This is a genomic window from Streptomyces lacaronensis (genome assembly GCF_047337785.1).
Lineage (GTDB): Bacteria > Actinomycetota > Actinomycetes > Streptomycetales > Streptomycetaceae > Streptomyces > Streptomyces lycopersici.
The window spans coordinates 10338401-10362067 of record NZ_JBLHDK010000003.1 but is presented as its reverse complement, the minus strand read 5'-3'; the positions used below and the strand labels follow the sequence as shown (position 1 = coordinate 10362067).

25 protein-coding genes and 1 pseudogene are annotated in these 23667 nt (G+C 71.6%); 10 read left to right on the top strand and 16 right to left on the bottom strand.

Annotation, left to right across the window (positions count from 1 at the left end; all coding sequences use genetic code 11):
* Positions 1-633 carry a GAP family protein gene (locus ACMTAK_RS44925; protein ID WP_413811489.1) on the top strand — a complete coding sequence of 211 codons (633 nt, stop codon included), beginning with the start codon at positions 1-3 and terminating at the stop codon, positions 631-633.
* A gap of 74 nt (positions 634-707) precedes the next feature.
* Here the strand turns inward: ACMTAK_RS44925 and ACMTAK_RS44920 are convergent, their stop codons facing one another.
* The 7 genes from ACMTAK_RS44920 to ACMTAK_RS44890 all read right to left on the bottom strand — a co-directional run bounded on the left by ACMTAK_RS44920 (position 708) and on the right by ACMTAK_RS44890 (position 6736).
* Positions 708-1919, bottom strand: a complete 1212-nt coding sequence (locus ACMTAK_RS44920; RefSeq protein ID WP_413811488.1) for a hypothetical protein — start codon at positions 1917-1919, stop codon at positions 708-710.
* A gap of 140 nt (positions 1920-2059) precedes the next feature.
* The gene (locus ACMTAK_RS44915) at positions 2060-3352 is read right to left on the bottom strand and encodes a DUF6986 family protein (protein ID WP_413811487.1); all 1293 of its coding nucleotides are present in this window, start codon (positions 3350-3352) and stop codon (positions 2060-2062) included.
* Between the two features lie 157 nt (positions 3353-3509).
* A complete protein-coding gene (locus tag ACMTAK_RS44910; protein ID WP_413811486.1) occupies positions 3510-4472 on the bottom strand; it encodes an electron transfer flavoprotein subunit alpha/FixB family protein in 963 nt (320 codons plus the stop codon).
* A gap of 85 nt (positions 4473-4557) precedes the next feature.
* Positions 4558-5343 (bottom strand): electron transfer flavoprotein subunit beta/FixA family protein, encoded by a 786-nt coding sequence (locus ACMTAK_RS44905; RefSeq protein WP_413811485.1) that lies wholly within the window; start codon positions 5341-5343, stop codon positions 4558-4560.
* A gap of 263 nt (positions 5344-5606) precedes the next feature.
* Complete coding sequence (locus ACMTAK_RS44900; protein WP_413811484.1) at positions 5607-6113, bottom strand: flavin reductase family protein; 507 nt, start codon at positions 6111-6113, stop codon at positions 5607-5609.
* 55 nt (positions 6114-6168) lie between these two features.
* The gene (locus ACMTAK_RS44895; protein ID WP_317259516.1) at positions 6169-6249 is read right to left on the bottom strand and encodes a putative leader peptide; all 81 of its coding nucleotides are present in this window, start codon (positions 6247-6249) and stop codon (positions 6169-6171) included.
* Between the two features lie 58 nt (positions 6250-6307).
* On the bottom strand, positions 6308-6736 hold the full coding sequence (locus ACMTAK_RS44890; protein WP_413813187.1) for a TlpA family protein disulfide reductase: 429 nt from the start codon (positions 6734-6736) through the stop codon (positions 6308-6310).
* Between the two features lie 113 nt (positions 6737-6849).
* Between ACMTAK_RS44890 and ACMTAK_RS44885 the strand changes: the two genes are divergently transcribed.
* Positions 6850-7581, top strand: coding sequence for a lysophospholipid acyltransferase family protein (locus ACMTAK_RS44885; RefSeq protein ID WP_210945995.1), 732 nt, complete (start codon positions 6850-6852; stop codon positions 7579-7581).
* A gap of 186 nt (positions 7582-7767) precedes the next feature.
* On the opposite strand, the gene ACMTAK_RS44880 is transcribed toward ACMTAK_RS44885, so the two are convergent.
* The 3 genes from ACMTAK_RS44880 to ACMTAK_RS44870 are packed head-to-tail and all read right to left on the bottom strand — an operon-like array spanning position 7768 to position 11059.
* Entirely contained in the window at positions 7768-8829 is a 1062-nt protein-coding gene (locus tag ACMTAK_RS44880; RefSeq protein WP_413811483.1) for a threonine aldolase family protein, read from the bottom strand.
* Positions 8826-9608 carry an SDR family NAD(P)-dependent oxidoreductase gene (locus ACMTAK_RS44875; RefSeq protein ID WP_078957079.1) on the bottom strand — a complete coding sequence of 261 codons (783 nt, stop codon included), beginning with the start codon at positions 9606-9608 and terminating at the stop codon, positions 8826-8828. The genes ACMTAK_RS44880 and ACMTAK_RS44875 overlap by 4 nt, the downstream gene beginning before the upstream one ends.
* 53 nt (positions 9609-9661) lie before the next feature.
* The gene (locus ACMTAK_RS44870; protein ID WP_413811482.1) at positions 9662-11059 is read right to left on the bottom strand and encodes a DUF6421 family protein; all 1398 of its coding nucleotides are present in this window, start codon (positions 11057-11059) and stop codon (positions 9662-9664) included.
* 307 nt (positions 11060-11366) lie between these two features.
* Between ACMTAK_RS44870 and ACMTAK_RS44865 the strand changes: the two genes are divergently transcribed.
* Positions 11367-12050, top strand: coding sequence for a glycerophosphodiester phosphodiesterase (locus ACMTAK_RS44865; RefSeq protein WP_413813186.1), 684 nt, complete (start codon positions 11367-11369; stop codon positions 12048-12050).
* A gap of 83 nt (positions 12051-12133) precedes the next feature.
* Here the strand turns inward: ACMTAK_RS44865 and ACMTAK_RS44860 are convergent, their stop codons facing one another.
* Entirely contained in the window at positions 12134-12691 is a 558-nt protein-coding gene (locus tag ACMTAK_RS44860; RefSeq protein WP_413811481.1) for a GNAT family N-acetyltransferase, read from the bottom strand.
* Between the two features lie 137 nt (positions 12692-12828).
* Here ACMTAK_RS44860 and ACMTAK_RS44855 point away from each other — a divergent pair, with 137 nt between their 5' ends.
* Positions 12829-13215: a VOC family protein gene (locus tag ACMTAK_RS44855; protein WP_413811480.1), complete on the top strand. Its 387-nt coding sequence runs from the start codon at positions 12829-12831 to the stop codon at positions 13213-13215.
* Positions 13216-13287: 72 nt separating this feature from the next.
* Here the strand turns inward: ACMTAK_RS44855 and ACMTAK_RS44850 are convergent, their stop codons facing one another.
* A complete protein-coding gene (locus tag ACMTAK_RS44850) occupies positions 13288-13707 on the bottom strand; it encodes a PPOX class F420-dependent oxidoreductase (protein ID WP_413811479.1) in 420 nt (139 codons plus the stop codon).
* A gap of 190 nt (positions 13708-13897) precedes the next feature.
* Here ACMTAK_RS44850 and ACMTAK_RS44845 point away from each other — a divergent pair, with 190 nt between their 5' ends.
* From ACMTAK_RS44845 to ACMTAK_RS44835, 3 genes are all read left to right on the top strand, one after another.
* The gene (locus ACMTAK_RS44845) at positions 13898-14524 is read left to right on the top strand and encodes a DUF5134 domain-containing protein (RefSeq protein ID WP_413811478.1); all 627 of its coding nucleotides are present in this window, start codon (positions 13898-13900) and stop codon (positions 14522-14524) included.
* Between the two features lie 121 nt (positions 14525-14645).
* Positions 14646-15581, top strand: a complete 936-nt coding sequence (locus ACMTAK_RS44840) for a M56 family metallopeptidase (protein ID WP_413811477.1) — start codon at positions 14646-14648, stop codon at positions 15579-15581.
* Positions 15582-15701: 120 nt separating this feature from the next.
* Entirely contained in the window at positions 15702-16391 is a 690-nt protein-coding gene (locus tag ACMTAK_RS44835; RefSeq protein WP_413811476.1) for a phosphatase PAP2 family protein, read from the top strand.
* On the opposite strand, the gene ACMTAK_RS44830 is transcribed toward ACMTAK_RS44835, so the two are convergent.
* A complete protein-coding gene (locus tag ACMTAK_RS44830) occupies positions 16386-16520 on the bottom strand; it encodes a hypothetical protein (protein WP_413811475.1) in 135 nt (44 codons plus the stop codon). The two genes, ACMTAK_RS44835 and ACMTAK_RS44830, sit on opposite strands and share 6 nt — an antisense overlap.
* 149 nt (positions 16521-16669) lie before the next feature.
* Between ACMTAK_RS44830 and ACMTAK_RS44825 the strand changes: the two are divergent.
* Positions 16670-17637, top strand: a pseudogene (locus ACMTAK_RS44825) (pirin family protein).
* An 8-nt stretch (positions 17638-17645) separates the two neighbouring features.
* On the opposite strand, the gene ACMTAK_RS44820 reads toward ACMTAK_RS44825, so the two are convergent.
* Entirely contained in the window at positions 17646-18047 is a 402-nt protein-coding gene (locus ACMTAK_RS44820) for an ArsR/SmtB family transcription factor (protein ID WP_262698931.1), read from the bottom strand.
* A gap of 109 nt (positions 18048-18156) precedes the next feature.
* On the opposite strand from ACMTAK_RS44820, the gene ACMTAK_RS44815 reads away from it, so the two are divergent.
* Complete coding sequence (locus tag ACMTAK_RS44815; RefSeq protein WP_413811474.1) at positions 18157-20130, top strand: heavy metal translocating P-type ATPase; 1974 nt, start codon at positions 18157-18159, stop codon at positions 20128-20130.
* A gap of 253 nt (positions 20131-20383) precedes the next feature.
* A complete protein-coding gene (locus tag ACMTAK_RS44810) occupies positions 20384-22357 on the top strand; it encodes an APC family permease (RefSeq protein WP_413813185.1) in 1974 nt (657 codons plus the stop codon).
* Positions 22358-22601: 244 nt separating this feature from the next.
* On the opposite strand, the gene ACMTAK_RS44805 is transcribed toward ACMTAK_RS44810, so the two are convergent.
* Together ACMTAK_RS44805 and ACMTAK_RS44800 are read right to left on the bottom strand one after the other, a co-directional pair.
* Positions 22602-23183 carry a DUF1707 SHOCT-like domain-containing protein gene (locus ACMTAK_RS44805; RefSeq protein ID WP_413811473.1) on the bottom strand — a complete coding sequence of 194 codons (582 nt, stop codon included), beginning with the start codon at positions 23181-23183 and terminating at the stop codon, positions 22602-22604.
* Between the two features lie 76 nt (positions 23184-23259).
* Positions 23260-23625, bottom strand: coding sequence for an ArsR/SmtB family transcription factor (locus ACMTAK_RS44800; protein WP_413813184.1), 366 nt, complete (start codon positions 23623-23625; stop codon positions 23260-23262).
* Positions 23626-23667 lie beyond the last annotated feature (42 nt).

The window sequence follows — 23667 nt, the reverse complement described above, 5'->3', positions numbered from 1 at the left end:
ATGGATCTCCAGGTTCTCCCCCTGGCCATCACCATGATGGCGGGGCCGCAGATCGTGGCCGCCGTCATCCTGGTGACCACGGCACGGCCGGTACGGGTGTGTCTGGCGTTTCTGCTCGGGGTGGCGGTCGCCACCGCTGTGGGAGTCACCCTCGCCCTGTGGATCTTCATGCTGTTGGGGCAGTCGGTCGCACCGGGCAGCCCGTCCGATCGGGGTGCGGCCGCGACCATCGTCCAGTTGGTGCTGGTGGGGCTGCTGGCGCTGGTCGCCGCGAAGAACATGGTGAAGCGGCGGACGGTCGAGCCGCCGAAGTGGCTGGGCTCGCTCTTGGAAGCAGGCCCCCGTAAGGCGCTCACGACCGGTTTTCTGATCATCCTGCTCATGCCGTCCGACATCGCCGTCATGCTGACCGTGGGGGCGAATCTGGAGCAGCACGAGGCGAGGTGGACGGCGGCGCTGCCGTTCATCGCCGCCACCGTGCTGATCGCGGCGCTGCCGCTGCTGGTCTACCTCCTCCTCGGCGACCGGGCGAGGCGTGCGATGCCCCGGGTCCGGGAGTGGCTCACCACCCATAGCTGGGTGGTCAATTTCGCCGCGTGCCTGATCTTCATCGCACTCATCCTGGCCCCCTGACGGCCGATGGGCGGGCCCTGGACTCGTGACTCGTGGGCGGACCCCTGACGGTCCGCCGGCGAGCCCTACCGGCCCTAACGGCCCCGGCCGTGGGCGCCCGTGCGGCCCGTGGCGGCCAGCAGGGCGATCACCCCGAGGGCCGCCAGCAGGATCAGCACCAGCAAGAGCACCGTCAGGACGGTGGGGTGGTTCCACAGGGCGAACACCGCGACCGGCACCAGCAGGGCCGTCGTCGTCAGACCCCGCCGGTGGTCGGCGGTCCAGGTGCCGGCCCGGCCGGTGCGCATCCCGTGGGCCGCGCCCCAGCGGGCCGCGCTGTCGGCGAGGATCTCGGCCCGGCCGCGTACGGTGCTCGGCAGCCGCCCCGGCCCTGTCAGATAGGCACCGAGCGCGACCACGAGGCCGAGCACCAGCACGGTGAGCACGGTGACCCGCAGGAAGCGCACCACCGTGTCGAAGAGGACCGAGGCGGCCTCCCTGGACAGCACGCTCGTCGGCACATGGTCGAGGTAGTAGCGGCGCCCCACCACCAGGACCAGGGCCAGGGCGAGGGAGGCGAGCGCGGTGCCCAGGGCCGCGCGGGCGAGCGCCCGGCGGCGTCGGCGGGCGAGCAGGACTCCCGTACCGCCGAGGGTCACGGTCAGCGCGGGCAGCCAGTTCCCGGCCAGGTCGAGCAGGCGCGCCGACCGTCGAAAAGTGTCGAGCCGGTCGGAGTGGAAGAGGACGAGCCGCTGGTGGATGTCCGGGACGCCGGTCACCGCGGGGAGCCCGGCGTCCACCAGCTGCTGTCTGACCCGCTCCACGGCGGCGCCGACGTTGAGGGTGACGGTGTGGCCCTCGACGCCGACCGGCCCGCCGCCCTTGCCGGTGAGGGCGCTCACGACGGCGGTGTGGGCGGCCCGGTTGGCGCCGGTCCACACGGCGGGGAACTGCTCGCTGCGCACGATGTGGGCGGCCACCTTCCGCACCGCCTGGTCCAGGGCCGAGTCCAGCTGCGGGGCCAGCCCCTCGATGGTGTCGGCGGCCCGCTCCGGGAGGCCGTGGGCGCGCAGCCAGGAGGCGATGTCGGCGGTGATCTCCTGGCTGTTGTGGCGGATGTCGACGGCCTGGCTGACCTGTTCCACGGCGGCGTCCTGGATCGCCGGGTCCTTCGCCAGCGGGGCGACGGTCGCCACATAGCGGTCGGTGTCCAGGACGATGTCGTGGACCCAGACCGTCAGCACGGACACCGGTACGAGGAGGCAACCGAGCAGGATCAGCAGGGCCGACACGGCGCTTCTGGCCATGACACCCATCTCCCGCCTTCACCGGCGGGGCCGCATCCCGGGTGACACGTGCGGGTGAGCGGATGTGGGCAAGCGGATCAGCGGGCCCGGCGGGACGGCCCGATCTGTGGACTCCCGCGGATCCGGTGTTCCGGGGTCGGTCAGGAGGCGGCCGGGGCGGCGCGGCCCGCCAGCGCGTCGAGTTCGGCGCGGCCGAGCCCGGTCAGCCGCTCGACCTCGGCGCCGTCGAGTGCCCCACAGTCCAGCCCGCGCACCAGATGGCCGCTGAGCGCCTTCGCGGTGGCCGGTTCGTCGGCGATGCCGGTGCCTCCGGCCGTACGGTCCACATACGCGGCGAGCCGTTCCGCGGCCGCCTCCAGGCCCTCGCGGTAGAACGCGTAGACGGCGGCGTAGCGGGTCGGGAGGTGGCCGGGATGCATGTCCCAGCCCTGGTAGTACGCGCGCGCCAACGACCGCCGGACCAGGCGGTGGTGGAGCCGCCAGGCGGCGTGGACCCGCTCGGTGGGGCCGACCGGCAGCACGTTGGTGGAGCCGTCGGAGAGCCGTACGCCGGTTCCGGCGGCGGCGACCTGCATCACCGCCTTGGCGTGGTCGGCCACGGGGTGGTCCATGGACTGATGGGCGGCGCCGACGCCACAGGAGGCGCTGTAGTCGAAGGTGCCGTAGTGCAGCCCGGTGGCCCGCCCCTCGGCGGCGTCGATCATCCGGGCGACGGTGGCGCGGCCGTCGGGGCCGAGGATGGCCTGGGTGGTCTCGATCTGGATCTCGAAGCCGATGCGGCCCGGGGCGAGTCCGTGCGCCTTCTCGAACTCCTCGCACAGCCGGGCCATCGCGGTGACCTGCTCGGCGTACGTCACCTTGGGGAGGGTGAGCACCAGGCCGGCCGGCAGCCCTCCGGCCGCCATCAGCCCGGTGAGGAAGATGTCGAGGGTGCGGATTCCGCGGTCGCGTACGGCGGCCTCGAGGCACTTCATGCGGATGCCGGCATAGGGCGGCGCGGTGCCCTCGGCGCAGGCGGCCGCGACGAGCGAGGCGGCGCGGGCGGCCGCGGCGTCCTCCTCGGCGTCGGGGCGGGGTCCGTAGCCGTCCTCGAAGTCGATCCGCAGATCCTCCACGGGCTCGCGCTCCAGCTTGGCCCGCACCCAGGTGTGGACGGGCTCGGCGAGTTCGCCGGGGAGGCCGAGGACGGCGGCGAAGGAGGCGGCGTCGGGGGCGTGCCGGTCGAGGGCCGCCAGCGCCTGGTCGCCCCAGTCGCGCACCGTACCGGCGGTGAAGAGGTCGGCGGGGACGTAGACGGTGTGGACGGGCTGACGGGTGCCCGGGTCGCCGGGGTAGCGGCGGGCGAGCTCGGCGTCGACGGCGGCGAGGGAGTCGGCGATGGACGCCCGTACGGCACCGGGCAGGCTGGTCCGCACCGTCTCCTGAGGCTCCATGTCCGTTCGCCACCCTTCCCGTCATTTCCGCTGTACGGAAACGATGATCCGTGAGGTGAAGTTAGCCAGCCATGGAACGGCGGGTCAACACCCTCCCGGCAGCCGCGAGGCCCCGCACGCGCATCGCGTACGGGGCCTCGTGGAGGTCCGGCGGGCGTCAGCCCTTGCGGGACTTGACCTCCTCGGTCAGCTGCGGGACGACCTCGAAGAGGTCGCCGACCACGCCATAGTCGACCAGATCGAAGATCGGAGCCTCGGCGTCCTTGTTGACCGCCACAATGGTCTTCGAGGTCTGCATACCCGCCCGGTGCTGAATCGCACCCGAGATACCCGCCGCGATGTAGAGCTGCGGCGAGACGGTCTTACCGGTCTGCCCCACCTGGTTGGTGTGCGGGTACCAGCCCGCGTCCACCGCCGCACGCGAGGCACCGACGGCCGCGCCGAGGGAGTCGGCGAGAGCCTCGACGACGGGGAAGTTCTCCGCGCCACCCACACCACGGCCCCCCGAGACCACGATCGCGGCCTCCGTCAGATCCGGACGCCCCGTCGACTCACGCGGCGTACGCGCCACCACCTTCGTACCGGTCGCCCGCTCCGAGAAGGACACCTCGAGCACCTCGACCGCGCCCGCGGCCGGAGCCGCCTCCGGCGCGGCCGAGTTCGGCTTCACGGTGATCACCGGAGTACCCCTGCTGACCCGGGACTTGGTGGTGAACGCGGCAGCGAACACCGACTGCGTAGCCACCGGCCCCTCCTCACCAGCCTCCAGGTCCACCGCGTCGGTGATGATGCCCGAACCGATACGGACCGCCAGCCGCGCCGCGATCTCCTTGCCCTCCGCCGAGGACGGGAACAGCACGGCCGACGGCGACACGGCCTCATACGCCGCCTGGACCGCGTCCACCTTCGGGACGACGAGGTAGTCGGCGAACTCGGGCGCATCCGCGGTCAGCACCCGCACGGCGCCGTGCCCGGCGAGAGTGGACGCGGTGTTCCCGGCACCGGAACCGAGGGAGACCGCGACGGGCTCGCCGATACGGCGGGCCAGCGTCAGCAGCTCCAGAGTGGGCTTGCGGACGGCACCGTCCACGTGATCGACGTAGACAAGGACTTCAGCCATGGGAATCGCTCTCCTGCGAAATGCGAAAGATCTGGACGGTAAGGGGCGGCGCGGCTCAGACGAACTTCTGACCCGCCAGGCGGCTTCAGACGAATTTGCGCTCCGCGAGAAAGGCGGCGAGCTGCTTGCCACCCTCGCCCTCGTCCTTGACGATCGTGCCCGCCGTGCGGGCCGGACGCTCGGTGACACCGTCCACGGCCGTCCAGGCACCCTCGAGACCGACCTCGTCCGACTCGATCTCCAAGTCCTCCAGGTCCCAGGACGTCACCGGCTTCTTCTTCGCCGCCATGATGCCCTTGAACGACGGGTAACGCGCCTCACCCGACTGGTCGGTCACCGACACCACCGCCGGAAGCGACGCCTGAAGCTGCTCGGTCGCGGTATCCCCGTCCCGGCGCCCCTTCACGACGCCGTCCTCGACCGACACCTCCGACAACAGCGACACCTGCGCCACACCCAGGCGCTCCGCCAGCATCGCCGGAAGCACACCCATCGAGCCGTCCGTGGAGGCCATCCCACACACCACCAGGTCAAAGCCGGTCTTCTCGACCGCCTTGGCCAGCACCAGCGAGGTACCCAGCGCATCGGTGCCGTGCAGATCGTCGTCCTCGACATGCACGGCCTTGTCCGCACCCATCGACAGCGCCTTGCGCAACGCGTCCTTGGCGTCCTCCGGACCGACGGTCAGTACGGTGATCTCCGCCTCATCCGCCTCGTCGGCGATCTGCAGGGCCTGCTCGACCGCGTACTCGTCCAGCTCCGAGAGCAGCCCGTCCACGTCGTCACGATCGACGGTCAGGTCCTCGGCGAAATGCCGGTCGCCGGTGGCGTCGGGCACGTACTTCACACAGACAACGATCCTCAAGCTCACGCCGGCTCTCCTACTGCATCGTCTCTACCGAGCTGCCTTGTTGCTGGCAGCATAGGCGCCTTCGGGGGCGGGACCCGGGCGGTACCGCGGGCGGTTTCCTGCCGGGCGGCCCATGCACCGCAGCAAAATATTACTCGTCAGTACACCCAGCTCGTTCCCCATACGCAACCCGCTTGAACTGTGACCTTGCCAACGGCGGTGATCAACGCGAGGCGTACATGCCAACCAGGGAGGCGCGGACCGGCCGCGGAGCGCGCGGCAGGTCAGTCGCGGAGCGCGTTGAAGCGCCCCTGGTGGTACAGCAGCGGACGGCCGGTCCCGGCCGCCGTACCCGCGGTGACCTCGCCGATCAGCACCCGGTGGTCCCCGGCGGGTATCCGGGCCGCCACCCGGCACACCAGCCACGCCAGTACCCCGTCGAGCACCGGCACGCCCTCCGGTCCCGAGCGCCAGCCGGTGGCCGGTCCGAAGCGGTCGGCACCGCTGCGCGCGAAGGTCGCGGCCAGCTCCCGCTGGTGCTCGCCCAGAATGTGGACACCGACATACTCGGCCTCGGAGAGCACCGGCCAGCTCGAGGAGCCGGTGCCCACGCCGAAGGAGAGCAGCGGCGGTTCGGCGGCCACGGAGGCGAGGGAGGTGGCGGTGAAGCCGACCGGGCGGGTGCCCTGGGCGGTGATCACGGCGACGCCTGAGGCGTGCCGGCGGAAGACGGAGCGGAAGAGGTCGGACGTCGTCAGCGGGGACGTGCCGAGGTCGTGCGTTGCCGTCATGGAGTTGTCCTTCTGCCGGAGGTACGGGCGGGGGGCTGCGCTTGTCCTCGTTCGCTCACCCGCCCGGACACCGTGCGCCGGCGGTCCGCATCAGGTCCACGTGCACACGTCCGTAAAGAAGGGGTCCAGGCCGCATGCCGTTCACCCTGACCACGCCGGGTGCGGACCGTCAAGTGGGGCCGGGGCGCGGAGACTCACACGGCATCACCCAGAGCGGCGATGACATCGGCCCGGCGCGGCAGCCCGGAGCCCCGCCGTACGACCCGCCCGGCCGCGTCGAGCACCAGCACGGTGGGGGTACGGGCGATGTCCAGCGCCCGGACGAGCTCCAGCCGCGACTCGGCGTCGATCTCGATGTGCGCCACGCCGTCCACCATGGCGGCCACCTCGGACAGCGTCCGCCGGGTGGCCCGGCAGGGCTGGCAGAAGGCGCTGGAGAACTGGACCAGCGTCGCCCGCTCCCCCAGCTCCGCGCCGAGCTCGGCGGCGCCCAGCCGCCGGCTTCCGTCGCCGTCTCGCACCTGTCTCCTCCCGGTTGGGCCTCCCTGGTGCAGCGTCCTGGGCGGCCCGGGGATTCCCCGGCGGCTCGCCGACGTGATGAGGATCTCGCGGCCGGGCCGCATCGCGTGGTAGCACAAAGAGACGACATCGGGCACCATCTGCCAGAAGCCGGATACCTACGGCCGCGTAACTTCCGCCGGGAGAACCCTCCCCAGGCATCGACGAAGGGTCCTCAATGGCAGAGCTCGTCTACCCGCCGGTGATCGGCATCGCCCGCACCATGTTCAAGGCGCTCGATCTGCGCTTCGACATCAAGGGCACCGAGAATGTCCCGCAGACGGGCGGCGCGGTTCTGGTGAGCAACCACATCGGCTATCTCGACTTCGTCTTCTGCGGGCTGACCGCCCGTCCGGCCAAGCGGCTGGTGCGGTTCATGGCCAAGGAGTCGGTCTTCCGGCACAAGGTCTCCGGGCCGCTGATGCGCGCGATGAAGCACATTCCGGTGGACCGCGCGGCGGGCATGGACGCGTACAAGCACGCCCTGCGGGCGCTGCGCTCCGGCGAGATCATCGGCGTCTTCCCGGAGGCGACGATCTCGCGGTCCTTCACGCTCAAGAACTTCAAGTCGGGCGCGGCCCGGCTGGCGCAGGAGGCGGGCGTCCCGCTGCTGCCCATGGCGCTGTGGGGCACGCAGCGGCTGTGGACCAAGGGCCAGAAGCGGGCGCTGGGCCGCCATCACTTCCCGATCACGATGCGGGTCGGCGAGCCGATGGAGGCCGACCCGACCGAGCCCTCGGACACCCTGACCGAGCGGCTGCGCGGCCGGGTGCAGGAGCTGCTGGAGGCGGCACAGCGGGCCTATCCGGTGCGGCCCAAGGGCCCGGAGGACACCTGGTGGGTCCCGGCCCACCTGGGCGGCACCGCTCCCACCCCGGCCGAGGCGCTGGCCCTGGACCGGGGCCGCTAAGCGCTCCGCTGGAAGTGCCCTGACCTGCCGTCGATCGGCTGCGGCGCCGTCGTGGCCGGTCGCGCAGTTCCCCGCGCCCCTTCGGGGCGCCTGCGAACCGCAGCCGACTTCCGCCGATCTGCTGAGGACGGACGACCGCGGGGCGGGCCGTGCGGCCCGCCCCGCGCGCTCGTTCCGGGAAACGGCCTACCGGCCCATCTCCTCCTTGAGGGCCGTGAGGAAGCCGTCCACGTCCTCCTCCGTGGTGTCGAAGGAGCACATCCAGCGCACATCGCCCGCGGCCTCGTCCCAGAAGTAGAAGCGGTAGCGCTTCTGGAGGCGTTCGCTCACCTCGTGCGGGAGCCGGGCGAAGACCGCGTTGGCCTGGACCGGGTGGAGGATCTTCACCCCGTCCACCGCGCGCACGCCGTCGGCCAGCCGCTGGGCCATGGTGTTGGCGTGGCGGGCGTTGCGCAGCCACAGGTCCCGGGCGAGCAGGGCCTCCAGCTGGACGGAGATGAACCGCATCTTGGACGCCAGCTGCATGGACAGCTTGCGCAGATGCTTCATGGCGCCCACCGCGTCCGGGTCGAGGACGACGACGGCCTCGCCGAAGAGCATCCCGTTCTTGGTGCCGCCGAACGACAGGATGTCGACGCCCGCCGCGTTGGTGAACGCGCGCATCGGGACGTCCAGGGACGCGGCCGCGTTGGCTATCCGGGCGCCGTCGAGGTGAACCTTCATCCCGCGCTCGTGGGCGTGGTCGCAGATGGCGCGGATCTCGTCCACCGTGTAGACGGTGCCGAGCTCGGTGTTCTGGGCGATCGAGACCACCTGGGGCATCGCCCGGTGCTCATCGTCCCAGCCCCACGCCTGGCGGTCGATGAGCTCGGGGGTGAGCTTGCCGTCCTCGGTGGGGACGGTGAGCAGCTTCAGCCCGCCGACGCGCTCGGGCGCCCCGCACTCGTCCACGTTGATATGGGCGGACTCGGCGCAGATGACCGCGCCCCAGCGGTCGGTGAGGGCCTGGAGGGCGACCACGTTGGAGCCGGTGCCGTTGAAGACCGGGAACGCCTGTGCGTGCGGGCCGAAGTGGCTGCGCATGACGAACTGCAGATGCGCGGTGTAGTCGTCCTCGCCGTAGGAGACCTGATGGCCTCCGTCCGCGAGGGCGAGCGCGGCGAGGATCTCCGGGTGGGTGCCGGCGTAGTTGTCGCTGGCGAAGCCGCGCACCTCGGGGTCGTGGTGGCGGCGGGCGTCGGTCCTCACTGCTTGGGGGTCAGCCACTGGCGGGTTCCGTTCACTTCCTGGGCGGGCCGGTCCCAGAGTCCGGTGATGGCCTCGGCCAGCTCCTTGACGTCCGTGAAGCCCGCGAACTTCGCGTTGGGGCGCTCCGCCCGCATGGCGTCGTGCACCAGCGCCTTGACCACCAGGATGGCAGCGGCCGCCGGCGGACCGCTCTCGCCCCCCAGTTTGCGGAAGGAGTCGGCGAGCGCGAGCGTCCAGGCCTCGGCGGCGGCCTTGGCGGCGGCGTACGCGGCGTTGCCCGCGGTGGGCTTGGACGCGCCCGCCGCGCTGATCAGCACATAGCGGCCCTTGCCACTGCGCAGCAGGGCGTCGTGGAAGGCGAGGGAGGTGTGCTGGGCGGTGCGGATCAGCAGATTGTGCAGGGTGTCCCAGTCGGCGAGCGGGGCGTCGGCGAAGGTCTTGCTGCCGCGCCAGCCGCCGACCAGGTGAATCAGCCCGTCGACCCGGCCGAACTCCTTCTCGGTGCGGTCGGCCCAGGCTCGGGCGGCGCCCAGGTCGAGCAGGTCGACCGTCTCGCCGGTGACGCTGGCGCCGCCGTGGGCGTAGCGCGCCGCGTCCACGGCCTCGGCCAGCCGGGCCGGGTCGGCGTCGGAGGCGACGACGGTGGCGCCCGCCTCGGCGAGGCGGAGCAGCGTGGCCCGGCCCGCGGGGCCGGCCGCGCCGGCCACCGCGACCACCGCACCGTCCAGCGGCCGCTCGCCCGGCTCGTTCGGGCTGGGGCTCGACGTCGGTGTGGTCATGCTCGCTGCCTCCTCGTCCTGCCCCGCCTGGGGGCTGTGCGCCGCCGCGGTGCTCATGCCGCCACCGGCAGGTCGCTGTCGGCCGTGATGCCCTTGGTGGAGGCGACCACGTCTCGCAGCTTCTTCCCGAGCGCCTCGTAGAACATGCTCAGCGGAAACTCGTCGGGGAGCACGTCGTCGACGAGTTTGCGCGGCGGCTGGCTCAGGTCCAGGGCTTCGGGGCCCTTGGCCCAGACCGAGCCGGGGTGCGGGGCGAGATAGGTGGACACCAGCTCGTACGCCTTGAACCAGTGGACGAGCTTGGGGCGGTCGATGCCGTCGCGGTAGAGCTTCTCGATCTCGCCGCACAGCTGGTTGGTGACCTGCGTGGCGCGGGACCAGTCGATATGCAGGGTGTTGTCCGTCCAGCGTACGACGTCGTGCTGGTGGAGGTAGGCGAAGAGCAACTGGCCGCCGAGCCCGTCGTAGTTGCGGACCCGCGCGCCGGTGACCGGGAACCGGAACATCCGGTCGAAGATCACGGCGTACTGGACGTCACGGCCCTGGGCGACGCCCTCGGCGTCGAGCTTCACGGCCTCCTTGAAGGCGGTGAGGTCGCAGCGCAGCTCCTCCAGCCCGTACATCCAGAACGGCTGCCGCTGCTTGATCATGAAGGGGTCGAACGGCAGGTCGCCATGGCTGTGGGTGCGGTCGTGGACCATGTCCCACAGGGCGAACGCCTCCTGGCAGCGGCGCTGGTCGGCGAGCATGTCCCGGATGTCGTCGGGGAGTTGGATGCCCAGGGCCCGGACGGCGGCCTCGCTGACCCGGCGGAACCGGGCCGCCTCACGGTCGCAGAAGATGCCGCCCCAGCTGAACCGCTCGGGGGCCTCGCGGACGGCGATGGTCTCGGGGAAGAGCACCGCGGAGTTGGTGTCGTAGCCGGAGGTGAAGTCCTCGAAGGCCAGTCCGCAGTAGAGCGGGTTGTCATAGCGGGTGCGCTCCAGCTCGGCCAGCCACTCCGGCCAGACCATGCGCAGCACCACGGCTTCCAGGTTGCGGTCCGGGTTGCCGTTCTGCGTGTACATGGGGAAGACCACGAGGTGCTGGAGGCCGTCGGCGCGCGTGCGGGCGGGCTGGAAGGCGAGCAGCGAGTCGAGGAAGTCGGGGACGCCGAATCCCTCCTCGGTCCAGCGGCGCAGATCCGCGACGACCGCCCGGTGGTAGTCGGCGTCGTGCGGAAGCAGCGGGGCGAGCTCTTCGATGGCCCCGATCACCCGGTCGACGGTCGCCGCGGCGGTCTCCCGAGTGGGTGCGCCCTCGGCGTCGAAGTCGATGGAACCGTCCTTGGACTGCCACGGGCGAAACGTTTCGACAGCGTTCTTGAGGGTTGGCCAAGCCGAATGATCGACCACACGCTCTGCGGGCAGAACGACACCTTCAGCTATCGCAGACGAAAGGATTTCCGCCATGACCACTCCTTAACCGAAGAAACTCGCGTATGACCACCGTATCTATGGACGCTCCCTCGCTCAAGCGACGGTACGGGAAATCATCCTGCGCCACACCCGCACCACCGCAGTTTTTCCTGTCCCATCGGCTCGGCTCATGCCACGGCCCCGCTTGAACGGTCCGGTCATGAGCGGCCGGTATGGTGTGCGCCGGTCCGGGCGGCCCGTCCGCCGCGTGCCGATGAATCAGCCACCCCACTGCCTCCCCCGACCCGACGTGGACGACCCGGCGAAGGCCGTCGAGGGCCGTCAGAAGAGCGAGACAGCGTTGACTTTTCTCACCATCGGACACCGCGGAGTGATGGGTGTCGAGCCGGAGAACACCCTGCGGTCCTTCGTTCGCGCCGAGCACGAGGGCATGGACGTCATCGAGCTGGACCTGCACCTCAGCAAGGACGGCGCACTCGTGGTGATGCACGACGCGGACGTCGACCGCACCACCGACGGCAAGGGCCCGATCAGCGACTTCACCCTCGCGGAGCTGCGTGGGCTGGACGCCGGGGAGGGTGAGCGGATCCCGGTCTTCGAGGAGGTCGTGGACGCCCTGGAGGCGCCGCTCCAGGCCGAGATCAAGGACACGGCGGCCGCCCGGGCCCTGGCCGAGGTGCTGACCCGACGCGATCTGCTGGACCGGGTGGACATCCTGTCCTTCCACGACGAGGCGCTCGCCGAGATCCGCACCCTGCTCCCGACCGCCCGCACCGCCCTGGTGGCCAGCCGCTACGGCCTCGATGTGATCGACCGGGCGCACGCCGTCGGCGCCGGGATGCTGGTGCTCAACATCCGCAGGCTGACGCTGGAGCTGGTGGAGAAGGCACACGCCGACGACCTCAAGGTCATCGGCTGGACCGTGAACACCCCCGACCATCTGAAGCTGGCGCGCGGCCTCCGCCTGGACGGCGCCACGACCGACTTCCCGGAGATCCGGCGGGCGGCACGCTTCACGGCATGACGCCCTCGCGGGCGACATTCACCCGCACATTCACCGTACGGGCGTAAGCGGCGCGAGACCCCTCGGGGGCCCTCGGAGAGGGTTCAGCCGAGGGGCTTGATCAGCAGCTCGAACTCGAGGCCGGCGCGGCGCGGCACGCCGAAGCGCTCATCGCCGTACGGGAACGGGGTCATCCGGCCGGTACGGGCGTAGCCGCGCCGCTCGTACCAGGCGATCAGCTCCTCGCGGGCGGAGATCACCGTCATATGCATCTCCTTGGCGCCCCACTCCGCCCGCGCGAACCGCTCGGCCTCGGCGATGATCACCTTGCCCAGGCCCCCGCCCTGGAGCGCGGGCCGGACCGCGAACATGCCGAAGTAGGCGTGGTCACCACGGTGCTCGAGCTGACAGCAGGCGATCAGCTCACCGTTCCGCTCGACGATCACCATCCGGCCGTTCTCGGCCCCGACCACGCCCGCGACGTCCTCCGGGTCGGTGCGCTGCCCGTCCAGGATGTCCGCCTCCGTGGTCCATCCGGCGCGGCTGGCGTCCCCGCGGTAGGCCGACTCGATCAGGGCCACCAGCCCCTCCACATCGGCCTCGGTGGCGGTGCGGAAGGTGAGCGGGTCGGTGGCTCGTACGGTGGCGTCCGCGGTGTCCATGGCGTCGGCGGGGTTCCCTTCGGTGACGGCCGGGCGGCCGGTGGCCGGTGTGGCAACCGGTGGCCGGTGTGGCGGCCGGTGGCGGCGAATAGACCTTAACCTGCCCCGAAGGGGTCAGGTTGCGTAGGGTCGCGGGCATGGTTCACGTACTGAGCAGCCGTGTCCTGCTGCGGCCGACGGATCCCGAGCGCTCCCGGGCGTTCTACGGCGAGGCCCTGGGCCTGGCGGTCTACCGGGAGTTCGGAACGGGCCCCGAGCGCGGCACGGTCTACTTCCTCGGCGGGGGCTTCCTGGAGGTCTCCGGCCGCTCGGACACCCCGCCCGCCCCGGGCCTCCAGCTGTGGCTCCAGGTGTCGGACGCGGCGGCGGCGCACAAGGAGCTCACCGCGCAGGGGGTCGAGGTGCTGCGGCCGCCGAAGAAGGAGCCGTGGGGGCTGGTGGAGATGTGGATCGCCGATCCGGACGGCGTGCGGATCGCGGTCGTGGAGGTCCCCGAGGACCATCCGCTGCGCTACCGCCCCTGATGCCTTCTCCTCATGCCGTGCCGTCGGCCCCGCCACGGCTCGCGGTGGCGGGGCGGGCGACACCGAGAGGACTCAGCCGGGCTGGCTGTTCTCCTTGTGCTCGCCCCAGCCGTGCCAGCGGTCGATCTCGATCCAGGCGCTGATCCGGCCGCGGTCCCGCCGCGGATAGTCCTTGCCCAGGTACTGCTGGGCCAGCCGGTCGATTCCGGCCAGGTCCTTGTCGTCCTGGAGCTCGACGACCCGGCCGATGAGGGTGATGTGGTTGTACCAGTTCGCCTCGTCGATCACGGTGAGCGTGACCCTGGGGTCATTGCGGATGTGGTCGAGTCGCTTGCGGCCCTCATCCATGTTGACCAGGACCCGGCCGTCGTCCCAGAGGTACCAGGTGGCCGTGGACACCGGCTGACCGTCGGACCGGATCGTCGCGATCACGGCCGGATTGGGCTTCTCGAGCATGGCGACCGCGGCCTCGGGAAGCGGTGGATTCGACACGGGCTCTCCTCCTCTTTGGACAGCTGTTCACGTCCCGTGGTGCGGCTGGGGCCTGCGTCATCCACGGGCCGCACCTCTCACCGTGCCATACCGCTCCTCGCGCTCCCCCACTGCGCCCATGCGCTCCCGTGGGTGGTTCCCCGGAAGGGGATGTCTCCTGGTATTACGTCCCCGTTCGGGAGGTGTGGCCGTGCACGGACCTCCGCTCATCGGCTGGCTGCTGGTCGCGCTGTGCGCGGCCACGGGTGGTTACTGTCTGCTGCAGATGCCCGGTGAGCCGCCCGGGCCGAGGCGGCGGGTCGCGGGCGCCGAGGCGCTGATGGGGTTGGGGATGGCCGTGATGGCGGTGCCGTCCACCGTGCTGGATCCCCGGCCCTGGGGTCCGCCCGCGTTCGCGGCGGTCTTCGCCGTGGCCGCCGTGAGGGAGCTGCTGCCGGTCCCGCGCGGCGTGGGGCTCCCGGGGCACCGTCTGCATCACGCCGTCGGAGCGCTGGCGATGGTCTATATGGCGCTCGCGATGATGGTGGGCGCCACGGGCGGCCATCACCACACCGGCGGGATGGCCCCGGGCCGGATGGCGGGCGGGGTGCCGCTGCTGACCGGGGTGCTGCTCGGGTACTTCGCGGTCTACGTCGTACGGTCCGGGCTGCGGCTCGTACCGATGACGGACGGGGCCGTGGACGGGACGGGGGACGGCGCGGTGGACGGCGCGGGGGCGGGACCGCCCGGCGCCGGGCGGTCGCGGCGGCCCGAGCTGCGGCATGCGTGCAGGCTGTCGATGGGGATAGGGATGTTCGCGATGCTTCTGACCCTGTGAACGGGCGGCGGGCCGGGCCGTGGCCCGATCTGTAGCCGCATCCGTAGCCGCACCGTGGTATGCGTCACTTCCCCGCCGTGACCGTACCCGGCCCGCACGTCGCGATCATAGGCTGACGGCCATGATGGTCCCGTTCGCGCTGATGGGCCTCGGCGCACTGGCGGCGGCAATGGCGCCGCGCCTGTTGTCCCGCTCCGACTGGATCGACCGCGAACCTGTGCTCGCCCTCTGGGTGTGGCAGTGCGTGGTCGTCGGGGTGCTGTTGTGCTGCGCGCTGACCATGGCGCTCACCGGGGCGGCCGCCTGGGATGCCGTGCGCGGCAATGTCTTCGCCCCCGCGCCCAAGGGCGTGGTGGAGGCGTACGCGCTGTCCGGCTACGGGCCGTTGGCCGCGCCCGTCGCCCTCGTGCTCGCCTTCGGGGCCGTCTGGAGCGCGGTGATGCTCACCCGCGAGATCGGCCGCGCCCGCGCCTGGCGCAGGCAGCACCGCGCCGAACTCCTCGTCCGCTCCCCCGCCTTGCCCGGTGAGGAGCCCAGCGAGGAGCGTCTGGTGGTCCTGGAGAGCGACAAGCCGGACGCCTGGTGGCTGCCGGGTACCACGCCCCAGCTCGTCATCACCACATCGGCGCTGCGCCGCCTCAAGGGCCGTCGGCTGGACGCCGTCATCGCCCACGAGCAGGGCCACGCCCGCGCCCGCCACCACTGGCTGCTGCACTGCTCGGGCGCGCTGGCCAGCGGCTTTCCGCAGGTGACCATGTTCGCGGCGTTCCGCGACGAGGTGCACCGGCTGGTCGAGCTGGCCGCCGACGACTCCGCGTCACGGCGCTTCGGGCGGACGACCACCGCGCTCGCGCTGGTCGAACTCAACGAGGACCGCGGGGTGTTCGGCCCCTGCCCCAGCGCGCTCGCCCAGGTGCCGCGGCGGGTGGACCGACTGCTGGCCCCGGCCTCCCGCCTCCCCGTGGCGCGCCGCTGGCGCCTTACGGCCACCGCGGCGCTCGTCCCGGCCGTCCCGCTGCTGGTCACGCTCGTCCCGGCGCTGCGGGTGCTGGGGTAGACGTTCTCGGCGTTCTCAGTACAACGTTCTCGACGTTTTCAGTACAACGGCGGCTTCTGACCCCCGGGGAGGTCTCGGGCCTCCTGGCTCCGAGGCCCGCCCGTCGGCGATCATCGACCCATGCAGCCGGCAAACCTCCACAGCCGAGCCGCCCGCGCCGCGGCCGTGTTCACCGCGCTCTTCCTGGTGCTGCTCGCTCTGGTGGCCGCCCATTGGGGACCGCTGTGGACCGTCGACCGGGACATCGTCGTCGCCCTGCACCACTCCGCCGTGCGGCACCACGGCCTCACCCGGGCCAACAGAGTGCTCACGGACTGGTTCTGGGACCCCTGGACGATGCGTGCGCTGCTGGCCGTGGCCGTGGGGTGGCTGCTGTGGCGCCGGGAGTGGCTGCTCGCGCTCTGGGTGGCCGTCACGGCGGCGCTGGGCACGGTGCTGCAACAGGCGGTGAAGGCCGCGCTCGGCCGGGAGCGCCCCCGGTGGTCGAACCCGGTGGACTCGGCGCACTACGCGGCCTTCCCCTCCGGTCACGCCCTGACCGCGACCGTCGCCTTCGGACTGCTGCTGTGGCTGCTGACGCTGCACGGGGCACCGGCGAAGTGGCTGCGGCTCATGGCCGCCGTAGCGGCCGTATCCGTGCTGGGCGTCGGCGTCACCCGCCTCTATCTGGGCGTCCACTGGCCCAGCGACGTCCTGGCCGGCTGGCTGCTGGGCGCGGCGCTGGTGTACGGGGCGATCGGCTCGTACGGATACGTCCGGAGCCGTACGAGCGAGCGCGAGGCGTCCCCCGAGGGGAGAGTGCGGTCATGAACCCCGAAACCACGCTCTGGCGTCCGGCTCGGCCCAGGCCGACTTGGGGTCGGTCACACCGGTCTCGGCCAACGCGTGCTCGTCGTCTTCGCGCTCGGCCTCCAGCAGTCCGTCCAGGACGGTCGCCACGGGCTCGGTGTGCGGTGTGGACGACAGACGATCTCCTTCAGGGTCGGTGCGGTCACCGGATAGATTCTTCTTCCGGCGGCGATCCGACCGCCCCCTAAACATCCCCCCGGCTCCCCCTGAGCCGCCCGGGGCGATGGGAGAGTGCGGTCATGAGCAATCTCGATCTGAGGCCCGCGCCGACCGTGTGCGGCGGCCGCCAGGACGTCACCGCCCAGCCGGTCCGCGTGCTGCTGGCCGCCAAGCAGGTCCCGCTGGGCGAATCCACCATGGTGCGCCGGCTCCTGCCGAACCTCGGGCGGCGCATGGTCGGCGCCTGGTGCTTCATCGACCACTACGGCCCGGACGACATCGCCCAGGAGCCGGGCATGCAGGTCCCGCCGCATCCGCACATGGGGCTCCAGACGGTCAGCTGGCTGCACGACGGCGAGGTGTTGCACCGCGACAGCGTCGGCAGTCTGCAGACGGTTCGCCCCGGCGAGTTGGGGCTGATGACCTCGGGCCGGGCCATCTCACACTCCGAGGAGTCCCCGCGCGAGCACGCCCGGCTGCTGCACGGCGCACAGCTATGGGTCGCGCTGCCCGACGGCGACCGCCATATCGCCCCAAGTGGGAGCACCACGCCGAGCTGCCCCGGGTGACCGGCGGCGGCGGGCTGCGGGCGTCGGTCGTCCTCGGCGAACTGGACGGCGCGGCCTCGCCCGGCACCACGTTCACCCCGCTGATGGGCGCGGACATCGCCCTCGCGGCCGGCACCGACGCCCGGCTGCCGGTGCGGCCCGACTTCGAGTACGCGGCCCTCACCATGTCCGGCGAGTCCGAGGTCGACGGGGTACGCCTCGCCCCCGGCTCCCTTCTCTACCTCGGCTGCGGACGCACCGAACTGCCGCTGCGGGCGGACGTGGACAGCGCGCTCATGCTGCTGGGCGGGGAGCCCTTCGAGGAGAAGATCGTGATGTGGTGGAACTTCATCGGGCGCTCCCACGACGAGATCTCCCGGGCCCGCGAGGACTGGACGTCCGGCTCCCGCTTCGGCGAGGTCCACGGCTACGACGGCGCCCCGTTGCCCGCCCCGGAACTCCCGCCCGTACCCCTGAAGCCACGCGGCCGGGCGCGCTGACCCGCGAATCAGAGGGCTGCTGACACCTCGTCCACGTCCCCGGCCGACTCGGCCGACGCGTCGCTCAGCCCCAGCCGCAGGTGTTCAACGTGGTAGAGGGCCTGGTCCAGCAGTTCGGCGACATGGTTGTCGTACAGCGAGTACACCACCGAGCGGCCCTCGCGGTTGCCCACGACCAGGCCGAGGTTGCGTAGCAGCCTCAGCTGGTGGGAGCACGCCGACTGCTCCATCCCGACCGCGGCGGCCAGTTCGGTGGCCGGCAAGGGCCCCTCCCGCAGCCGGGCCAGGATCAGCAAACGGGATGGCGTCGCCAGCGCCTGCAGTGTCGCGGCGACCCTCGGGGCGCTGCCGGCGTCCAGGCGGGCGCGCGGTACGGCGTTGTCAGCGGCGGGTGCGACTCCATGGCCCATGCGTCCAGCCTACCGACCCGTTCAGGAACACATGAAGAGCTGTTCATTCAGTCCTGTAACGTGGAGGGGTCGAGCCCATCGCCCCCTCCCCTGAAGGACGCCGCCTGCCATGTCGTCGACCCTCACCCGCCCGGTCCCGCCGCCCGGGGTGGTCCGTGATCCGGTGGCGCCCGGGCGCCGGACGCGGATCTTCGCCCTGACGGAGGCCCGCTGGGCGGTAGCCGCCCTGGCGCTGTTCCTGATCGCGCTGCCGCTCCAGCTGCTCGGCGCACCGGCATGGGCCTGGGGGCCGCTCTACGCGCTCACCTACATCACCGGCGGCTGGGAGCCGGGATGGGCCGGATTGCGGGCCCTCAGGGACAGGACCCTGGACGTCGACCTGCTGATGGTGGTCGCCGCGCTCGGCGCGGCCGCGCTCGGGCAGGTGCTGGACGGGGCGCTGCTGATCGTCATCTTCGCCACCTCAGGGGCGCTGGAGGCCATCGCCACCGCGCGGACCGCGGACTCGGTGCGCGGTCTGCTCGACCTCGCCCCGGCCACGGCCACCCGGCTGTCCGGGGACGGCGCCGAGGAGACGGTGCCCACCGAACAGCTGACGGTGGGCGATGTGATCCTCGTACGTCCCGGGGAGCGGGTCGGCGCGGACGGCCGGGTACGGGAGGGGGCGAGCGAGGTCGACCAGGCCACGATCACCGGGGAACCGCTGCCGGTGGCCAAGGCGGCCGGTGACGAGGTGTTCGCCGGCACGCTCAACGGCACGGGCGCGCTGACCATACGGGTCGAGCGCGATCCGTCGGACTCGGTGATCGCACGGATCGTGCGGATGGTGGCGGAGGCCTCGGAGACGAAGGCCCCCACCCAGCTGTTCATCGAGAAGGTGGAACAGCGCTATTCGCTGGGCATGGTGGCCGCCACCCTGGCGCTGTTCGCGGTGCCGCTGCTCTTCGGCGCGGCACTCCAGCCGACCCTGCTGCGGGCGATGACCTTCATGATCGTCGCCTCCCCTTGCGCCGTGGTGCTGGCGACCATGCCGCCCCTGCTGTCCGCCATCGCCAACGCCGGGCGCCACGGTGTGCTCATCAAGTCCGCCGTGGTCATGGAGCGGCTCGGCCAGGTCGACGCCGTGGCCCTCGACAAGACGGGCACCCTGACCGAGGGGACCCCCCGAGTCACCGACGTGTGCCCGCTCAACCACTCGGGCCTGACCGAGGAGGCCCTGCTGACCCTGGCGGCGGCGGCCGAGCACCCCAGCGAGCACCCGCTGGCCCGGGCCGTCGTCGATGCCGCCCGGAAGCATGGACTGGAGCTTCCGGCGGTCCAGGACTTCACCTCGGCCCCGGGTACCGGCGTGACCGCCACGGTCGGGGGACACACCGTCACCGTGGGCAGCCCCGACCGCCTGCGGGAGCCGCACCCCGACCAATCCGCTGCCGCGTTGGCGACCCGGCTGGAAGCGGCCGGCCGTACCGCCGTCCTGGTGGAGGTCGACGGCTCGGCCGTCGGCGTGCTCGGCATCGCCGACCGCCTGCGCGAGGACGCCACCGCCACCGTCGCCGCGCTCACCAGGCTGACGGGCACCGCACCGGTGCTGCTCACCGGGGACAACCCTCGCGCCGCCCGCCTGCTGGGAACCGAGGTCGGAATCACCGATGTCCGCGCCGGGCTGCTGCCCCAGGACAAGGTCACCGCGGTCAAGGAGCTGGCGGGCGCGGGCCGCAAGGTGCTGGTCGTCGGTGACGGCGTGAATGACGCGCCCGCCCTGGCCGCCGCCCATACGGCCGTCGCCATGGGACGAGCGGGCTCCGACCTCGCCCTGGAGACCGCCGACGCCGTCGTCGTCCGGGACGAGCTGGCCACCATCCCCACCGCCGTCTCCCTCTCCCGCCGCGCCCGCCGCCTGGTCGTGCAGAACCTGGTGATCGCCGGGGTGTTCATCACCGGCCTGGTCGTCTGGGACCTGGCCGGCACCCTGCCGCTTCCGCTCGGCGTCGCCGGGCACGAGGGCTCCACCGTCATCGTCGGCCTCAACGGCCTGCGCCTGCTGCGCGACGCGGCCTGGCGGAGCGCCCGGGTCCACGCGTAGGGCCCGTCAGCCTTGTCCTGTGCTCGGTCCAGTCCAGCCTTTCGTGGCCGTACGAGCCGCTCATTGCGCAGGTCTCTCAGGCCGGTCACCAGGGGTCAACTCCACCGCACAGGGCCTGGAGTGCGCCCGTGAGCAGGGATCGCACGACCTGTGGGGCCCCGCGAAGGCCCCGTGAAGGTCCCGCTTACCCTGATTTCACCGTTCGTCCGTGGACGGCATGACCGGTAAGCGCTATGTGACCCAGGAGTACGCGATGGCCACCTCCACCGACGTGGAGCCCCACCCGGAGGAGGCCCGTAAGGGAGGTCGGCTGCGGAGCTGGCTGCTGGAGGGCCTGTCCGACATGGCCAAACAGCAGCCGGGGCCACACGCCCAGCCCCCGGAAGGGCACAAGGGGCAGCGGTGGTGGCGGGTGATGTGCCTCACCGGCGTGGACTACTTCTCCACGCTCGGCTACCAGCCCGGCATCGCCGCCCTCGCCGCCGGGCTGCTGTCCCCCATCGCCACCGTCGTACTGGTGGCCGTGACCCTGGCCGGGGCGTTGCCGGTGTACCGGCGGGTGGCCAAGGAGAGCCCGCATGGCGAGGGGTCGATCGCGATGCTGGAGCGGCTGCTGTCCTTCTGGCAGGGCAAGCTCTTCGTGCTGGCGTTGCTGGGTTTCGCGGCCACCGACTTCCTGATCACCATCACCCTCTCGGCCGCCGACGCCTCCACCCACCTGGTGGAGAACCCGCACTTCACCAGCGTTCTGCACGGCCACGAGGTGGCCATCACGCTGGGGCTGATCGCCCTGCTCGGCGCCGTCTTCCTCAAGGGCTTCATGGAGGCCATCGGTGTGGCGGTGGTGCTCGTGGGCGGCTACCTGGCACTGAACGCGGTCGTCGTCATCGTCGGACTGTGGCATGTGGCCACCGCCTCCCACGTGGTCACCGACTGGTCGCGGGCGCTGACCGCCGAACACAGCAACCCGCTGATCATGGTCGGCCTGGCGCTGGTGGTCTTCCCCAAACTCGCACTGGGCCTGTCCGGGTTCGAGACCGGTGTGGCCGTCATGCCCCATGTGGACGGCGGCCCCGGCGACACCGAGGAGCGTCCCACCGGGCGGATCCGGGACACCAGGAAGCTGCTCACCACCGCGGCCGTGATCATGAGCGTCTTCCTGATCACCACGAGCTTCATCACCACCGTGCTCATCCCGCAGGACGAGTTCAAGGCAGGCGGCGAGGCCAATGGACGAGCCCTCGCATATCTCGCCCACCACTATCTGGGGTCCGTCTTCGGCAGCGTCTACGATGCCGCGACCATCGGCATCCTGTGGTTCGCGGGCGCCTCGGCCATGGCCGGGCTGCTCAACCTGATGCCGCGCTATCTGCCCCGCTACGGCATGGCCCCGCACTGGGCCCGCGCGGTGCGTCCCATGGTGCTGGTCTTCACCCTGATCGGCTTCCTGGTCACCTGGCTCTTCGACGCCGACGTGGACGCCCAGGGCGGTGCCTACGCCACCGGGGTGCTGGTCCTGATGACCTCCGCCGCCGTCGCGGTCACCATCGCCGCCCGCCGCGCCCGGCAGCGGGGCTGGACCATCGGCTTCGGGGCGATCTCCGTGGTCTTCGTCTACACCACCGCCGTCAACGTCGTCGAACGCCCCGACGGCGTGAAGATCGGCGCGTGCTTCATCGCGGGCATCATCCTGGTGTCACTGCTCTCCCGGCTCGCCCGCGCCTTCGAACTGCGCGTGACGGACATGGAGCTGGACGACATGGCCCAGCGCTTCATCAGGGACACCTCCACCCGCCGCATACGGTTCATCGCCAACGAGCCGGACAACCGCGATCCGGCCGAATACCGCGAAAAGATCCACCAGATCCGGACCGACAATGACGTCCCCGACGACGAGGACCTCATTTTCGTCGAGGTCAGCGTGCGTGATCCGTCCGACTTCGAAACGGCGGTACGGGTGCGCGGCGAGGTGCTGCACGGCCGGTACCGGGTGCTCACCCTCGACGGCTCCAGCATTCCCAACTCGCTGGCCGCCCTGCTGCTCCACATACGGGACGCGACCGGGCAGCGGCCGCACATCTACTTCGAGTGGACCGAGGGCAGCCCCTTCGCCCAGTTCCTGCGGTTCTTCCTGTTCGGCCAGGGTGAGGTCGCACCGGTCACCAGGGAAGTGCTCCGCGAGGCCGAGCCCGACAGGGCCCGTCGGCCGCATGTGCACGTCGGCTGAGCGCCAGGATCCCGTCGCGGACGGGGACGACGGTGACCCGGGCCGTGCGCGTATCGGCTGACCCATGAGGCCCGCGTTTCCCTGATGGCCTCACACGGGAGGCTCTGCAGCATGCCGACCACGACCAGGGGGATGCGGTGACCGGCGACCGCCGCGCTCACCTGGAGCCGATCCGTGCGTCGGCGTCGAGTCGGAGGACCCGAGGAGTGCCGGGCGGGTGGTTCCGGCGCCGGATGGGACCGCGTCAACGCCGCGCGTGGCGGATCTTCAAGCGCCCGAACCCCACGGCCCCGGAGATCCGGATCTTCGGGCCGCCGGGGCCGCCGGGGTCACCGGGGCCACCCGGGCCGCCGGGGAGGGAACGTTGCGGCCGGGGCTTGTAGCGCAGATCCTTCCAGCCGGTGCGCAGGCCCTCGACGTCGACGATCGCGTCGCGCGGCACCGTGATCCTGGCTCTGCCGGTGCCCAGCTGCAGCTCGATGTCGATGACCGGATGCTCGATGACCGCCCGGGACAGGTCCAGGTGCACCCTGCCGAACGCCGACTCGACCTTGAGGGTTCGCGGTACCCGCCATGGGCCGCGCCGCCGGATCCGTCCGCTGTGGGCGGCGATCGTGGACGTGGTGTCCGGGGGCTCCGCCGGGAGCGAGGCCAGGGCCGACGCCAGCTCGTCGTGGGTCGTGGCGGTGAGCACCGTGTGGAGGCGCTGGTCCATCTCCTCGTGCGAGATGTGCCCTTCGGCGTACGCGTCCTGTAAGCGTCGTACGGCCGTGTCGCGGTCGTCCTCGCTGACGAGTGACGGCGGGTTTTCCGGCGGAGTGGTCACCGTCGCACTCTACTGCCGTGCCGCGCGCCGGAGCCGCGGTGATGGCCTGGTCCGGCGAACCCGTGCGGTCACGGCACTAGCCATGGGCGGGAGGGGTGTCCTGCGGTTCGGAGGGGGCGAGGAGGTAGGAATGGAGCTGCCCGAGCAGTTCCGCGATGCCCTCCCTGTCCGCGCGGTAACGGACCAGCTTGCCGCTGCGGGTCGACTGGAGCAGGCCGCCGCGTCGTAGGACCGCGAGGTGCTCGGAGGTGGTCGACGGGCCGAGTCCGGCGCGCTCGGCGGCCTCGCCGACGGTCAGCTCCTCCCCATCGGCGAAGTGCGCGAAGAGCTTCTGACGGGTTCCGCTGGTCAGCGCCTTGAGGAAGACCTGGAGGTCGTCGCCGGGTACGGCGGCCCCGGGGCGTATCCCCCGTCCCGTACCAGGGTCCGCCCGCCCGGACACCCGGTCGCCGACCGCCCGTGGGGGCTCGTCCGGGGCCCGGTA

Bases quoted from the DNA above. Each gene is read 5' to 3' on its own strand.
- ACMTAK_RS44840 (WP_413811477.1), top strand. From the start codon at position 14,646: ATGATGGTCCCGTTCGCGCTGATGGGCCTCGGCGCACTGGCGGCGGCA.
- ACMTAK_RS44885 (WP_210945995.1), top strand. From the start codon at position 6,850: ATGGCAGAGCTCGTCTACCCGCCGGTGATCGGCATCGCCCGCACCATG.
- ACMTAK_RS44855 (WP_413811480.1), top strand. From the start codon at position 12,829: ATGGTTCACGTACTGAGCAGCCGTGTCCTGCTGCGGCCGACGGATCCC.
- ACMTAK_RS44925 (WP_413811489.1), top strand. From the start codon at position 1: ATGGATCTCCAGGTTCTCCCCCTGGCCATCACCATGATGGCGGGGCCG.
- ACMTAK_RS44920 (WP_413811488.1), bottom strand. From the start codon at position 1,919: ATGGCCAGAAGCGCCGTGTCGGCCCTGCTGATCCTGCTCGGTTGCCTC.
- ACMTAK_RS44835 (WP_413811476.1), top strand. From the start codon at position 15,702: ATGCAGCCGGCAAACCTCCACAGCCGAGCCGCCCGCGCCGCGGCCGTG.
- ACMTAK_RS44915 (WP_413811487.1), bottom strand. From the start codon at position 3,352: ATGGAGCCTCAGGAGACGGTGCGGACCAGCCTGCCCGGTGCCGTACGG.
- ACMTAK_RS44860 (WP_413811481.1), bottom strand. From the start codon at position 12,691: ATGGACACCGCGGACGCCACCGTACGAGCCACCGACCCGCTCACCTTC.
- ACMTAK_RS44890 (WP_413813187.1), bottom strand. From the start codon at position 6,736: ATGCGGCCCGGCCGCGAGATCCTCATCACGTCGGCGAGCCGCCGGGGA.
- ACMTAK_RS44875 (WP_078957079.1), bottom strand. From the start codon at position 9,608: ATGACCACACCGACGTCGAGCCCCAGCCCGAACGAGCCGGGCGAGCGG.
- ACMTAK_RS44820 (WP_262698931.1), bottom strand. From the start codon at position 18,047: ATGGGCCATGGAGTCGCACCCGCCGCTGACAACGCCGTACCGCGCGCC.
- ACMTAK_RS44870 (WP_413811482.1), bottom strand. From the start codon at position 11,059: ATGGCGGAAATCCTTTCGTCTGCGATAGCTGAAGGTGTCGTTCTGCCC.
- ACMTAK_RS44815 (WP_413811474.1), top strand. From the start codon at position 18,157: ATGTCGTCGACCCTCACCCGCCCGGTCCCGCCGCCCGGGGTGGTCCGT.
- ACMTAK_RS44895 (WP_317259516.1), bottom strand. From the start codon at position 6,249: ATGCGGCCTGGACCCCTTCTTTACGGACGTGTGCACGTGGACCTGATG.
- ACMTAK_RS44900 (WP_413811484.1), bottom strand. From the start codon at position 6,113: ATGACGGCAACGCACGACCTCGGCACGTCCCCGCTGACGACGTCCGAC.
- ACMTAK_RS44910 (WP_413811486.1), bottom strand. From the start codon at position 4,472: ATGGCTGAAGTCCTTGTCTACGTCGATCACGTGGACGGTGCCGTCCGC.
- ACMTAK_RS44810 (WP_413813185.1), top strand. From the start codon at position 20,384: ATGGCCACCTCCACCGACGTGGAGCCCCACCCGGAGGAGGCCCGTAAG.